Source organism: Bradyrhizobium sp. USDA 4454, from assembly GCF_054822705.1.
Genome location: NZ_JBTRCN010000001.1, coordinates 58,615 through 71,857, shown reverse-complemented (window position 1 = coordinate 71,857; position 13,243 = coordinate 58,615). Strand labels below are relative to the sequence as shown.

Sequence of the window (13,243 nt, the reverse complement as noted above, 5' to 3'; positions counted from 1 at the left end):
CCATTGTACCCGTTGCGGCCTCAGGCTGGTATGACGGAACGCACTACGGCGCCTAATGGAGCCCGAGCGCCTGCGCCAGATTGAAGGTCAGGAAGCTCGCGGCATAGGCCAGCACGAGCATGTAGAGGAACGTCACCACCATCCATTTCGCGCCGCCGGTCTCGCGGCGGATCACCGCGAGCGTCGAGGCGCATTGCGGGGCGAAGATGTACCAGACCAGCAGCGACAGCGCGGTCGGCAGCGTCCATTTCTGCGCCAGCACCTGGCCGATCGCATCCGCCGCCTCCTTGCCGCCCTCGATCGAATAGACGGTGCCGAGCGCTGCGACCGCGACCTCGCGCGCCGCCATGCCCGGGATCAGCGCCACCGCGATCTGCCAGTTGAAGCCGATCGGCCGCAGCAGCGGCTCCAGCGCATGGCCGATCATCGCCGCGAAGCTGTAGTTGATCGCGGGCCCCTCGGCGCCCGTGGGCGCCTGCGGGAACGAGGCCAGGAACCAGATCAGCACCATCATCGAGAGGATCGTGGTGCCGGCGCGATACAGGAACATCTTGGCGCGGGTGAACACGCCGATCGCGATGCTCTTCAGCCGCGGCACCTTGTAGTCGGGCAATTCCAGCATGAAGGGCGCCGGCGCATGGTCGCGCCACAGGAAGAATTTTGCGACCGCCGAGACCGTCAGCGCGCTGGTGATGCCCGCGGCATAGAGTCCGAACATCACGAGGCCCTGCAGATTGACGAACCCCCACACCGTGGTCGCCGGAACGAAGGCCGAGATGATCAGCGTGTAGACGGGAATGCGCGCCGAGCAGGTCATCAGCGGCGCGATCAGGATCGTGGTCAGGCGGTCGCGCGGGTTGTCGATCACCCGCGTCGCCATGATGCCGGGAATCGCGCAGGCGAAGCTCGACAGCAGCGGAATGAAGGCGCGGCCATGCAGTCCGGCGCCGCCCATGATGCGGTCCATCAGGAACGCGGCGCGCGCCATGTAGCCGAAATCTTCCAGCAGCAGGATGAACAAGAAGATGATGATGATCTGCGGCAGGAACACGATGACGCTGCCGACGCCGGAGATCAGGCCGTTCTGCAGGAAGCTCTGCAACAGGCCCCAGCGTTCCGGCAGCAAATCGTGGATCAATTGCCCGAGCGCCGAGAAACCATCCGACAGCAATTCCATCGCCGGCTGCGCCCAGGTGAACACCGCCTGGAACATCACGAACAGGATCACCGCCAGGACCACGAGACCCCAGACCGGATGCAGCACGACCGAATCGATCCGGTTGGTCAGCGTGTCCGGCTTGGTCGGCAGCGTCACCGCCGCGGCGATGATGCGGTCCGCCTCGCGCTGCGCGGCCTTGAGATCGGCGATCGTCGGCGTCGTCCACTCGCTGGCCGCCGCCTGATGCGACCGCGCCAGGAATTCGTCGGTCCGCTTCAACAGCTCGTCGACGCCGCCCTTGCGCACCGCGACCGAGGTCACGATCGGCAAGCCCAGCTCCTGCGACATCCGATCGAGATCGATCGTGACGCCGCGGCGCTTGGCGATATCGATCATGTTGAGCACCAGCATCATCGGCCGGCCGACGCGCTTCAGCTCGAGCACCAGCCGCAAGGTCAGCCGCAGATTGGTGGCGTCGGCGACGCAGAGCAGCAGATCTGGCACCGCCTCGCCGTCGAAGCGGCCGAGCACGATGTCGCGGGTGATCTCCTCGTCCGGGCTGCGGCCGCGCAGCGAATAGGTGCCGGGCAGATCGAGCACGGTGACGCTGCGCCCTTCCGGCGTGACGAAGCCGCCGGACTTGCGCTCGACCGTGACGCCCGGATAATTGGCGACCTTCTGGCGGCTGCCGGTCAGGCTGTTGAACAGCGACGTCTTGCCGGTGTTCGGGGCACCGACCAGCGCCAGGCGCAGGGATGCAGTGGTCATTCGACGATCACGGCCATGGCTTCGCTCCGGCGCAGCGCGATCGTGATGTTGTCGACGCGCACCGCGATCGGATCCCGCCGGATCGTGCCTTGATGCAGGATTTCCACGCGCGCGCCTTCCACAAATCCCATCTCGACCAGGCGCTGCTCCAGCTCCTGCGGTGAGAGCGATGAGCCCGTCACGAGCGCATCGAGCCTGATGATCTTGCCGACAAAACCGCGATCCGCATGTCCGAGCCGGGTATCCGGGAAATTGCCGTGGGAGCTGTTTGGATCGCCTGTCATGCGGCCTGTTTTTCAGCAGGTAGTCGCAGGGTCAAGCATTTGCCCGTGAGAGGTTTTAGAACTCCTAAAAACAGCGCCCGGGCGCGCCATCCCGCCCGATTTTGCGCTTGACGGCCGGCGAACTGCTAACGAGGTCGTGATGGCGGCGAGCAGCACCCGCCCGGCGCCGCTGCGGAGTGAGCCGGCACGCACTTGATCGATCCCGGTTGGCCTCCGGTAACCTTGACCGGCCGCTGAATGACGAACCAGCCCCCGCGCCCCGCATCGGGACGGGGTTTCGCTTCCTCCGGCGCAACGGTTTGCGTTAATGTTGCTGCGGAGCCGGAGCGCCCGTGCAGACCGCACACCGCAATTCGCTGAGACTGCTGCAATGGATGATGGCCGCCTCGCTGGCCCTTCCGCTGGCGCTGTTCGCGTTTGCCTCTGCGATGTCCTGGATCTCGACCAGCGACGCCGCCGACCAGGAGATCCAGCGCACGCTCGACGTCGCCCATGAGCACGCGCTCAAGGTGTTCGAGACCATCGACCGCAGCCTCGCCGAGGTCACCGAGGTGATCCGCGGGATGAGCGACGCCGACATCGCCACACGCGAGAAGAGCCTGCATCAGCGGCTGCGCGCGGTCGCCGAGGCGCTGCCCCAGGTGAAATCGGTCTGGGTGTTCGATGCCAGCGGCCGAGCCCTGATCAACAGCCTGGTGGTCCCGGCCCCGGACATCGATTTCTCGGACCGGGACTATTTCCGGATCCACGTCCAAGGCGACATCGGTACCTTTATCGGCGAGGTACTGACGCCGCGGCCGCCCTATCTGGGCGCGCGGTTCTTCAGCGTCGGCCGGCGCCGCAACAACGAGGACGGCAGCTTTGGTGGCGTGATCCAGGCTTCCGTGCTTCCGGAATATTTCGAGAGCTTCTACGGCAAGATCGGCCGCGAGCCGGGCAGCTTCCTGGCGCTGATCCGGACCGACGGCGCGGTGCTGGCGCACTATCCCGCCATCGATCACCCGGCCCGGTTCGAGCCGAGCGGACCGCTCGGGCAGCAGCTCGTCGCCCATCCGCAGGCCGGGACCATGACGATCCTGTCCCCGGCCGACGGCATCGAGCGGCGGATGCGCTATGAGCGGCTGGCCGAATACCCGATCTATGTCAGCGCCGGCCTCGAAACCGCGGCGATCCGCTCGCGCTGGGTCTCGACCATGGCCCAGCACCTGGTCTTCGGCATCCCGGCCACCGCCCTGCTGTTCGGCCTGCTCGCGCTCGCCTACCGGCGCACCCAGCGCCTCGAGGAAGAGGCCAACCGGCGCATCGAGGCCGAGGAGGCGCTGCGCCATGGCCAGCGGCTGGAGGCGCTCGGGCAACTCACCGGCGGCGTCGCGCACGACTTCAACAACCTGCTCACCGTGATCCGCGCCTCGGTTGACATGCTGCGGCGGCCGGACCTGCCGGAGCCGCGGCGGCAGCGCTACATCGATGCGATCTCCAACACCGTGAACCGCGCCGCCAAGCTGACCAACCAGCTGCTGGCATTCGCACGCCGGCAAACCCTCAAGCCCGAGGTGTTCGACGCCTGCCAGAACGTCCGCACCCTGAGCGAGATGATCACCACCCTGATCGGCTCGCGGGTCGAGATCATCGCCCAGGTGCCGGACGAGATCTGTCTGGTCAACGCCGATGCCGGCCAGTTCGAGACCGCCATCATCAACATGGCGGTGAATGCGCGCGACGCCATGGACGGCGTCGGCCGGCTCACGATCGCGGTCCGCGTCGTGGACAAGTTGCCCTCCACGACGAGTGCTCCACCAGGCTCGCACGGCCATGTCGCCGTGACGGTGACCGACACCGGCGTCGGCATTCCGCAGGAGCTGTTCGGCCGCATCTTCGAGCCGTTCTACACCACCAAGGAGGTCGGCCACGGCACCGGCCTCGGCCTGTCGCAGGTGTTCGGCTTCGCCAAGCAATCCGGCGGCGAGGTCACCGTGACCAGCGAAGTCGGCAAGGGCTCGACGTTCACGCTGTATCTGCCGCGCGTCGTCAGTGGACACAGCGCGCAATCGCCGCTCACTGAGGATGCGCCTTCGGTCGATCCGACCAGTGCGTCGGTGCTGATCGTCGAGGACAATGCCGAGGTCGGAAAATTCGCCGCCGACACGCTGACCCAGCTCGGCTGCACCTGCGTGCTGGTGGAGAACGCCACCCACGCGCTGGAGGAGCTCGCGGTCGACCCTGATCGCTTCGACCTGGTGTTCACCGATGTCGTGATGCCCGGCATGAGCGGCATCGAGCTTGCGGAGGAGATCCGCCGGCAGGGCCTCGATCTGCCGATCGTGCTCGCCTCCGGCTACAGCCAGGTGCTGTCGCAGCAGGGCAGCGGCGGCTTCGAGCTGCTGCAGAAGCCCTATTCGACCGAGCAGCTCGCCCGCGTGCTGCACAAGGCCGCGCGCTCGCGCCGGCTGAAGCGGGATCAAGCGCCGGCGGGGTGAGGTGGTGGCGCATCCCACAAACGCCGTCGTCCTGGCGAAAGCCAGGAGGTGGATTCACACTCGAAATGCAACACTTGAGCAGCAAAGGTCTCCGCTGGGGTCCTGAAGTCAAGGCATTTGCGCGGGGTGTTGTTGTATGCGGCGATGAACTTGCTGAGGCGTCGGGTTGGGAGCTTGTCGAGATCGGTTTTGCGCGGGATGAAGCGTCGCATGCGACCGATGGCGTTCTCGATGCCACCTTTCTGCCAGGGGGCGTGCGGATCGCAGAAGAAGGTCTTCATCAAGAGGCTTTGCAAGGAAAGGTGAGATGCGAACTCGGTACCGTTGTCGAAGGTGACGGTCTGGCGCATCTGCTCTGGCAGCGCCTTGAACAGACGCACGAGATAGCTTGCGACACCGGAAGCGAGCTTGCTTGGGAGGCGGACGCCGAGCAGCAGGCGGGAGGTGCGCTCGTGCACGGCCAGGATCTGCTGACGGTATTTGGAGAACATCATCAGATCGGCCTCCCAATGGCCGGGAGTGTTGCGATCGGCGACCTCGACGGGCCGTTTATCCAAGGAAACACGGCCTTCGATGAAGCTTGCGGGACTTCCGCCCCGCTTGCCACGGCGGCCGCGCTTGCTCTTGGCGCGTGGCAGATAGTGCCGCCAGCTGCCGTCCGTGGTGCGTCTGATCTGGGCATAGATGAAGCGGTAGATGCTCTCGTAGGAGATCACCTTGCGTCCATGCTCGATGGCCAGCCGGCCGGCGACCTGTTCGGGCGACCAGCCACGGCGAAGGCCATCCAACACCGCGCGGCGCAGGACGGGCTCCCGTTCGAGGCGTCCGCCCGTCCAGCGCCGCGCTCGCATCCGTTGCTGGGCATAGTCGGCCTTGTAGCCGGCCTGAACGCCATGATTACGGTTCATCTCCCGAGAGATCGTTGATGGCGGGCGATCCAAAGCTGCAGCGATTTGCCGGATCGAGGCCCCATTGGCCGAAAGTCTGGCAATCTCGCATCGCTCGTCCAGTGACAGCTGCTTGTAAGTCCGGCCCATCGCAACACCTCCAGTCGGAAGTGTTGCACTTCGTTTGTGAACTCAGGGGACCCATAACCCCCGGACTCGGTGATAGACGGACCGTGGCCCCAGCGTCGTACAACAATTGAGATTTGGGGTAATGGGTCCTGGCTTTTCGCCAGAACGACGATGAGGATGGTTCGCGATTCAAGGCGTCAAACACACAGTGCAGCGTCGCATTCTCGCAACATGCCATCGGATCACTCGGCTGCGCTCCCGGGAACCGCAATGGAACCTTGTGATTTCGCTCGCGTTGTCGCGCGATGGCTAAGGCTAAGGCAAAATCCAGATCCTCGAAGGGGCCCTCGCCGGCCAAGGCCACCTCGCCCCGGAAAGCGAGCGCGACGCCTGCCGGCGCCGCAGACGGCAACGGCGCACCGAGCGGAGCGGACGACAAGGAAGCCGACGACAAATCGGAGCTCGTCGAGGTCGTCGCCGAAAACGGCGACCATGTCGAACCGCCGCCGCCGGAAATTCTCGAGCCCGATTCCGAACTATCGCCCGAAGAAGCCGAACAGGCGCGCAAGGACTATCTGCTGACGCGGTTCTGGATCAGCGCGCGCGGCTATTGGGGCCGCAACGGCGACCGGCTGGCATGGCTGTTCACGATCGGCCTGCTGCTGCTGATCGTCGCCAACGTCGCCGTGCAGTACGGCATCAATGTCTGGAATCGCGCGATCTTCGATGCGATCGAGAAGCGCGACTCGGCCACAGTCTTCCACCTGACGGCCATCTTCTTTCCGCTTGCGATCGGCAGCGTGCTGCTGGGCGTCGCCCAGGTGTTCGGCCGCATGAGCATTCAGCGGCGCTGGCGCGCCTGGCTCACCAATGCCGTCGTGTCGCGCTGGCTGGCGAACGGGCGCTACTACCAGCTCAACCTCGTCGACGGCGATCACAAGAATCCGGAATACCGGATCGCGGAAGATCTGCGGATCGCAACCGACTCGCCGGTCGACTTCGTCGCCGGGGTGACGTCGGCGCTGCTGTCCGCCGTCACCTTCATCGTCGTGCTCTGGACGATCGGCGGCGCGCTGACGGTGACGCTCGGCGGCTCGTCGATCAGCATCCCGGGCTTCCTCGTGATTGCCGCCATCATCTACGCCGCGATCGCGTCGGGCTCGATCATGGCGATCGGCCGCCGCTTCGCGCAAATCTCCGAGGACAAGAACCAGGCGGAGGCCGAATTCCGCTACGTCCTGACCCGCGTGCGCGAGAACGGCGAAAGCATCGCGCTGCTCGGCGGCGAGGCGGAAGAGCGCGACGGCATCGACAGGACATTCTCGAACGTATTGCGGCAATGGGCGCGGCTCGCCGGGCAGCACATGCGGACGACGCTGGTGTCGCAAGGATCGAGCCTGATTGCACCGGTGGTCCCCTTGCTGCTGTGCGCGCCGAAATTCCTCGACGGCAGCATGACGCTCGGCCAGGTGATGCAGGCGGCGTCCGCCTTCACCATCGTGCAGACTGCGTTCGGCTGGCTGGTCGACAATTATCCGCGGCTCGCCGACTGGAACGCATGCGCGCGCCGCATCGCGTCGCTGATGATGTCGCTCGACGGGCTCGAACGCGCCGAGACCGGCGACGGCTTCGGCCGTATCCAGCGCGGCGAGACCGAAGGCGAGGCCATGCTGAGCCTCAACGACCTCTCGGTCACGCTCGACGACGGCACCGCCGTGGTCGGCGAAACAGAGGTCGTGGTCGAGCCGGGCGAGCGGCTATTGGTCGCCGGCGAATCCGGCACCGGCAAGAGCACGCTGGTGCGTGCCATCGCCGGCTTGTGGCCGTGGGGCGGCGGCAGCGTCGGCGTGCACGCGGACCGCCGCCTGTTCATGCTGCCGCAAAAGCCTTACGTGCCGTCGGGCACGCTGCGGCGCGCAGTCGCCTATCCCGGTGCGGCGGAAGACTGGAACGTCGAAGAGATTGGCGAGGCCCTGCACAAGGTCGGCCTCGACCATCTCAAGGACAAGATCGAGGAGGACGCGCCGTGGGACCAGACGCTGTCCGGCGGCGAGAAGCAGCGGCTGGCTTTTGCGCGCCTGCTGCTGCACAACCCCGACATCGTCGTGCTCGACGAGGCGACGTCGGCGCTCGATGAGAAAAGCCAGGACAAGATGATGGAGATGGTGACGACGGAGTTGCCGAAGGCGACCATCGTCAGCGTCGCCCACCGCGTCGAGCTCGAAGCGTTCCATAGCCGCAAGATCGTGCTGGAGCGCCGCAAGGGCGGCGCCAGACTGGTCAGCGACGTCGACCTGATTCCGCGCAAGGGCAAGCGAAAGCTGCTCGGGCGCTTCCTGCGGCAGCGCGGAGCATCGAACAAGGCCGCATAACGGACGTTGGCGCTCCCGCCAAAACCGGCTATGCATGCCGCGCTTTCGACGAGGACCAGGCTTGATCCCCAGCAACGACATTTCGCCGGCGCCGTTCGGCGCCTTTGCGCCCAATGCGGCGCAGGCCGCCATCATCCGGCTGGCGCACGGCTCGGGATTGAAGCGCGGCGCGTTCCGGCCCTGGCTGTCGCGGCTGGTCAATCTGTTCGGCGCGGGACCGCTCGACGTGAGCTATCAGGGCGGATCGTTCCGCTTCTATCACCAGGCCAGCGCAACCGAGCGCGGCGCACTGTTCAATCCCGATTACAATCTTGAAGAGCTCGCCTTCCTGCGTCGGCATGTCGGCGCCGGCGGCACCTTCGTCGATCTCGGCGCCAATGTCGGCACCTATGCGCTGGCGCTGGCGCGCGATGTCGGCCCTAGTGGCAAGGTGATCGCGATCGAACCGCATCCGGTGACGCATGCGCGGCTCAAGTTCAACACGCAGGCCTCGGGCTATCCGCAGGTGCGGCTGGTTGCAGCGGCCGCGGGACCGACCGATGGCGAGCTGATGATCGAGACCGACGGCGACAATCTCGGCGCCAGTCACATCGTCACCGGCACGCCGACCGGCAAGGCATTCAAGGTGCCGTCGTTGCGGCTGCAACGCATCCTCGAGGAGGCTGGCGCTGACAAGGTCGATGCGCTGAAGATCGACGTCGAAGGTTTTGAGGACCGCGTGCTGACCGGCTTCTTCCGCGACGCGCCGGAACAATTGTGGCCCCGCGCGGTGGTGATCGAGCATCTGTCGAAGGACGAATGGACCGACGACTGCATCGCCGACATGCACAGCCGCGGTTATGTCGATCGGGGCCGAACCCGAAGCAACACGCTGCTGGTGCGCGAGTGAGGCTTTCGTGCTCCTGACGGGCACAATATCGAGGCGGTCTGCCACACGCCCGAATAGCGCGCAGGAACGGCGCCGCGCGCGATCCGTTATCGCGTCGAACTTCGATGGAGCGATCAATGCGCGCGACGCGAGCCGGCGTCAGGCACGAGACCTCGATCTGATGCCGATCGAGCCTCCCGAGATTCCGCCGACGACGCCGGGCAATCCGAGCGAACCGCCGCCAGGAATTCCTCCCGGCAATCCGCAGCCGGAGGTTCCAGCACCGGTGCGTGAACCCGGCGAACCGCCGCGACCCGACGAGTTGCCGGGCAATACGCCCGAGGAATCGCCGGTGCGCAGGCCACCCGGACCGATAGGCCCTCCGCCTGCGACAGATCGACCTGCCGGCCGATGAACCACGCGCGCGCGTTAGTTCCGCATCGATGACAATCGTGTCCGGGTGTTTCTTCTGAATGGCCAGTGAACAAAGCCACATGCAACCCGTTATGATGTCGAAATAAACTTCGCCGATGATTCGGCGCCCGCCACAATGCGGCCTAACGGCTGGCAATTCATCGTCCTGCCGAATTGTTCGGCTCTGACTTTCTTTCCTGCCCAGACTTTCCGCCGGGGACTCCAAATACATGACAAAGCTTCGTCTCGTGCTGCTTGCCACGACTGCGCTGACGGTGATGCAGTTCGCCACCTCCGCGTCGCACGCACAAACTTCGCCGCTGGTCGTCGCACAGGCGCAGCCAAAGGAAGAACTCGGACCTGACGGAAAGCCGAAGCCGCGGCCGGCGCCGGGCGCTCCCGCCCATCCGGCTCCGCCCGCCGCCGCGCCACATCCGCAGGCGCCTCCCGCGGCCGCGCCGCCCGCCCATCCCGCTCCGCCGCCCGCCGCCGCGCCCGCGAGACCGACCCCGCCCGCAGCACCTGCGCGGCCCGAACCGCCCGCCGCCGCACCGGCAAAGCCGACACCGCCTCCGGCAGCCGCACCGCATCCCGCGCCGCCCCCGGCTCCCGCCCGGCCGGAACCGCCCGCCGCGCGTCCGGCGCCGCCGCCGGCCGCCGCGCCCGCACGGCCCGAGCCGCCTGCCGCCAAACCTGCGCCGGCTCCTGCGCCTGCACGGCCGGAGCCGCCCGCGGCTGCACCCGCGAAACCCGCAACGCCGCCGCCGGCTGCTGCGCCCGCGCGCCCTGAGCCCCCTGCTGCGAAGCCGGCGACACCGCCGCCTGCGGCTGCGCCCGCTCATCCCGCACCGACCCCGCCGCCGCCCGCTGCAGGGCCGCAGCGGCCAGGCACACCGCCGACGCCCGCGCCGGGAGCCGCGCATTCGCCGCCGACTCCGACGCCGGGTGCCGCAACGCCTGCACCTGCACCGGGTGGCGCCGCTCCGGCCGCACGCCCGAGCACGCCGCCCGCGGCCGCAACACCGACGCCTGCAACGCCCTCGCCGACACCGGCGCCGGCCGAGCGCCGGCCTGGCGATCGCCCGGGTGGTGAACGTCCGGGTGGCGCCAAGCAACCGCCTGGCGCAACGTCGCCGCCAACGCCCGCACCGGGTGCGACACCGGCACCGGGTGCCGCGGCTCCACCTGCACGCCCCGGCACGCCGCCGGCAGCCGCAACGCCGACGCCTGCTGCACCTGCAACGCCGGGAGCCGCAACGCCGGCGCCGGGTCAGCAGGGACGACCCGCGACTCCGCCCGGAACGCCCGCGACTCCTGGAGCGGCAATGGGTGCCCCCGGCGCAGCACCGGCTCCCGCTCAGCAGGCACGTCCGGGCGCAGCCCCCGGCGTCTCGCCCGCCCAGGGAGCGGCCATGGGTGCACCGGCACCGTCGGTCGTGCCCGGATCGGCCGCCGCAACACCGCCGCCCGGCCGCGCGCAATACGCGCCGCCGACGGTCGCGCCCGCCTTCCGGGCCGCACCTGCGGTCACGGCGCCGCTGCCGCCGCCGCCGCGGCATGACAACATCACACCGCTCGCGGTCGGCGCTGCGGTCGGAGCGGGCGTGGTAGCCGGCGCCATCATCGGCGGGAGCATCGCCGACCTGCGCGGCCAGCGGCAGGAGGTGGTCGAAGGCGGCCGGACGATCTACACCGAGCCGGACCGCGTCATCATTCGCGACCCGAGCGGCCAGGCCTATGTGCGCGGCGACGACGTCTATCGTTTCCGCTATGGCGCGCGCGACATCCGCACCGAGACGATCGGCGGCGAGACCCGCACCGTCGTGGTTCGTCCCGACGGCAGCGAGATCATCACCGTGGTCGGCGCCGACGGCCAGATGCTGCGCCGGATCCGCAGGGATCCCGGCGGGCGCGAGCTCGTCATCATCGACAACAGCTACCGCGATCCGCGTGCGGTCGGCGGCTTCTATGTCGACGTACCGCCGCCGGTGGTCAACATTCCCTACGATCGTTACATCGTCGACGCTCAGGAAGCATCGCCCGACGTGATCTACGAGACCATGGAGGCACCGCCGGTGCAGCGGATCGATCGGCGCTACTCGCTCGAAGAGATCCGCTACAGCCCCAATGTCCGCATGCAGATGCCGTCGATCGACCTCAACACGATCAACTTCGACTCAGGATCGTGGACCATTCCGCCGGATCAGGCGGCGCGGCTGCAGGTGATCGCCGACGGCCTCAACCGGGCCATCCAGCGCAATCCGCGCGAGGTGTTCCTGATCGAAGGCCACACCGATGCGACCGGAAACGACACCGACAATCTGTCGCTGTCCGACCGCCGCGCGCAATCCGCAGCCGAGCTGCTGACGCAGCAATTCGGCGTGCCGGCCGAAAACCTGACCTCGCAGGGTTACGGCTCGCAATATCTGAAGGAGCAGACCGACGGACCGAGCCGCATCAACCGGCGCGTCACCATCCGCCGCATCACCCCGCTGCTCAACGGCGGCACCGCTTCCGCCGCGCCGCCACGCTGAGCCGGTGCGACGTCACGACACCAAATGGCCGGGAGCGATCCCGGCCATTTTGCTTTTTCTCTTCCCCCTGAAAGGGGGGAAGGTCGAGCCATCGATCACCGCGCCATCTGTGCCGGATCGTAGAAGAAGCGCTCCTCGATCAGCTCCTCGCCGCGCCAGGTCTGCCAGGCGACCTCCTCCATGCGGCGGACCTTGCCATCCTTACCGGTGAACTCGAACCGCCAGCAGATCGCCGAGTGATCGCCGTCGATGAGCAGCGGCCCGAGCCGCGTGGTCGTCACGCTGCTGACCGCGGCCAGCACCGCCGCCTCGCGCGCCGCGAGAGCTTCACGACCGACGCGCCATTCGCCGTCGTTCTCCTGGGTGCGGGCATCGGCCGAGTAGAATTTCCTGATGGCGCCGACATGGTCGTTGGACTCGACTGTGTCAGCGAAAGCTTGCAGCGTCTTGAGCGAGGGCATGTGCCATCTCCCTTTACCGACTTATGGTCGGTATTTATCGACTGATAGTCGGTAAGTCAATTGGCTTGCGGCTGGAACTGGGTTAGACAGCATGATCCGGAAAAGTGTGGCGCGGTTTTCCGAAAGATCATGCTCAGACAATAACGAACCATGGCAACCCAGGCCGAGCGGCGTGAGAAAACCAGAGCCGCCATCGTCAAGGCAGCGCGCCGCATCTTCGGCGAACGCGGCTTTGCGGCTGCGACGATGGACGACATCGCCAGCGGCGCGCGGGTCGCGAAAGGCGCGGTCTATCATCACTTCGCGACAAAGGAGGCGGTGTTCGAGGCGGTGTTCGAGCAGGTGTCGATTGACCTCGTCGCCGATCTCGACCGCATCTCGCGCGCCGAGAACGATCCGCTCGCCGCGATGGCGGCGGGAACGCAGGGCTATTTCGCGGCCTGCGCGAAGGGCCCGACTGGCCAGATCATCCTGCGCGACGGCCCCGCCGTGCTCGGCTGGGAACGCTGGCGTGCGATCGACGCCAAGCACTTCGGCGGAAAATTTCCGCGCGCGCTGGCGGCGGCGATGGAGACCGGCGTGATTGCGAAGCAGCCGATCGAACCGCTGGCGCGGCTGCTGCTCGGCGCGGTGACGGAAGCCGCGGTCGCGGTGTCAGCGGGCCCCGATATCGGCAAGACCGGCACCGATTACGCGCGGGCGTTTCGTTCGCTGCTCGATGCGCTGAGGGTGAAGTAGCCGAATGCTCTCCTCTTGGTCGTCCCTGCGAAAGCATTGCGAAAGCAGGGACCCATAACAACAGGGAGTTATTGTTGAAGCGAGCTGGGGCCACAGCATGCTCAATAACCACGGCCGGTGGTTATGGGTCCCGGGTCGCGCTTCGCTTGCCC

At 67.0% G+C, this 13,243-nt stretch carries 10 protein-coding genes; 6 read left to right on the top strand and 4 right to left on the bottom strand.

From position 1 onward, the window contains the following. Positions 1–52: 52 nt before the first annotated feature. Complete coding sequence (feoB, locus tag ACVIW0_RS00335) at positions 53–1,927, bottom strand: ferrous iron transporter B (protein WP_461350500.1); 1,875 nt, start codon at positions 1,925–1,927, stop codon at positions 53–55. Further along, positions 1,924–2,211, bottom strand: coding sequence for a FeoA family protein (locus ACVIW0_RS00330; protein WP_461350499.1), 288 nt, complete (start codon positions 2,209–2,211; stop codon positions 1,924–1,926). Before ACVIW0_RS00330 ends, feoB begins: the two co-directional genes overlap by 4 nt. A gap of 332 nt (positions 2,212–2,543) precedes the next feature. Between ACVIW0_RS00330 and ACVIW0_RS00325 the strand changes: the two genes are divergently transcribed. Continuing rightward, positions 2,544–4,688 carry a hybrid sensor histidine kinase/response regulator gene (locus ACVIW0_RS00325; RefSeq protein ID WP_461350498.1) on the top strand — a complete coding sequence of 715 codons (2,145 nt, stop codon included), beginning with the start codon at positions 2,544–2,546 and terminating at the stop codon, positions 4,686–4,688. Here the strand turns inward: ACVIW0_RS00325 and ACVIW0_RS00320 are convergent. Further along, positions 4,670–5,725, bottom strand: coding sequence for an IS30 family transposase (locus tag ACVIW0_RS00320; protein WP_461350497.1), 1,056 nt, complete (start codon positions 5,723–5,725; stop codon positions 4,670–4,672). The genes ACVIW0_RS00325 and ACVIW0_RS00320 overlap by 19 nt on opposite strands. Before the next feature lie 284 nt (positions 5,726–6,009). Here ACVIW0_RS00320 and ACVIW0_RS00315 point away from each other — a divergent pair, with 284 nt between their 5' ends. From ACVIW0_RS00315 to ACVIW0_RS00300, 4 genes are all read left to right on the top strand, one after another. Then, positions 6,010–8,076 carry an ABC transporter ATP-binding protein/permease gene (locus ACVIW0_RS00315; RefSeq protein WP_461350496.1) on the top strand — a complete coding sequence of 689 codons (2,067 nt, stop codon included), beginning with the start codon at positions 6,010–6,012 and terminating at the stop codon, positions 8,074–8,076. A gap of 61 nt (positions 8,077–8,137) precedes the next feature. Continuing rightward, positions 8,138–8,965 (top strand): FkbM family methyltransferase, encoded by an 828-nt coding sequence (locus ACVIW0_RS00310; RefSeq protein ID WP_461350495.1) that lies wholly within the window; start codon positions 8,138–8,140, stop codon positions 8,963–8,965. A gap of 160 nt (positions 8,966–9,125) precedes the next feature. Further along, positions 9,126–9,359, top strand: a complete 234-nt coding sequence (locus ACVIW0_RS00305) for a hypothetical protein (RefSeq protein ID WP_461357205.1) — start codon at positions 9,126–9,128, stop codon at positions 9,357–9,359. Positions 9,360–9,588: 229 nt separating this feature from the next. Continuing rightward, entirely contained in the window at positions 9,589–11,892 is a 2,304-nt protein-coding gene (locus tag ACVIW0_RS00300; protein ID WP_461350494.1) for an OmpA family protein, read from the top strand. A gap of 95 nt (positions 11,893–11,987) precedes the next feature. On the opposite strand, the gene ACVIW0_RS00295 is transcribed toward ACVIW0_RS00300, so the two are convergent. Then, complete coding sequence (locus ACVIW0_RS00295) at positions 11,988–12,353, bottom strand: nuclear transport factor 2 family protein (protein ID WP_461350493.1); 366 nt, start codon at positions 12,351–12,353, stop codon at positions 11,988–11,990. A 150-nt stretch (positions 12,354–12,503) separates the two neighbouring features. Between ACVIW0_RS00295 and ACVIW0_RS00290 the strand changes: the two genes are divergently transcribed. After that, positions 12,504–13,091 carry a TetR/AcrR family transcriptional regulator gene (locus tag ACVIW0_RS00290; protein ID WP_461350492.1) on the top strand — a complete coding sequence of 196 codons (588 nt, stop codon included), beginning with the start codon at positions 12,504–12,506 and terminating at the stop codon, positions 13,089–13,091. Positions 13,092–13,243: the final 152 nt, after the last annotated feature.

What these genes read in the sequence shown, in the direction of transcription:
- feoB (WP_461350500.1), bottom strand. Translation starts at nt 1,927, where the DNA reads ATGACCACTGCATCCCTGCGCCTGGCGCTGGTCGGTGCCCCGAACACC.
- ACVIW0_RS00330 (WP_461350499.1), bottom strand. Translation starts at nt 2,211, where the DNA reads ATGACAGGCGATCCAAACAGCTCCCACGGCAATTTCCCGGATACCCGG.
- ACVIW0_RS00320 (WP_461350497.1), bottom strand. Translation starts at nt 5,725, where the DNA reads ATGGGCCGGACTTACAAGCAGCTGTCACTGGACGAGCGATGCGAGATT.
- ACVIW0_RS00315 (WP_461350496.1), top strand. Translation starts at nt 6,010, where the DNA reads ATGGCTAAGGCTAAGGCAAAATCCAGATCCTCGAAGGGGCCCTCGCCG.
- ACVIW0_RS00305 (WP_461357205.1), top strand. Translation starts at nt 9,126, where the DNA reads ATGCCGATCGAGCCTCCCGAGATTCCGCCGACGACGCCGGGCAATCCG.
- ACVIW0_RS00300 (WP_461350494.1), top strand. Translation starts at nt 9,589, where the DNA reads ATGACAAAGCTTCGTCTCGTGCTGCTTGCCACGACTGCGCTGACGGTG.
- ACVIW0_RS00295 (WP_461350493.1), bottom strand. Translation starts at nt 12,353, where the DNA reads ATGCCCTCGCTCAAGACGCTGCAAGCTTTCGCTGACACAGTCGAGTCC.
- ACVIW0_RS00290 (WP_461350492.1), top strand. Translation starts at nt 12,504, where the DNA reads ATGGCAACCCAGGCCGAGCGGCGTGAGAAAACCAGAGCCGCCATCGTC.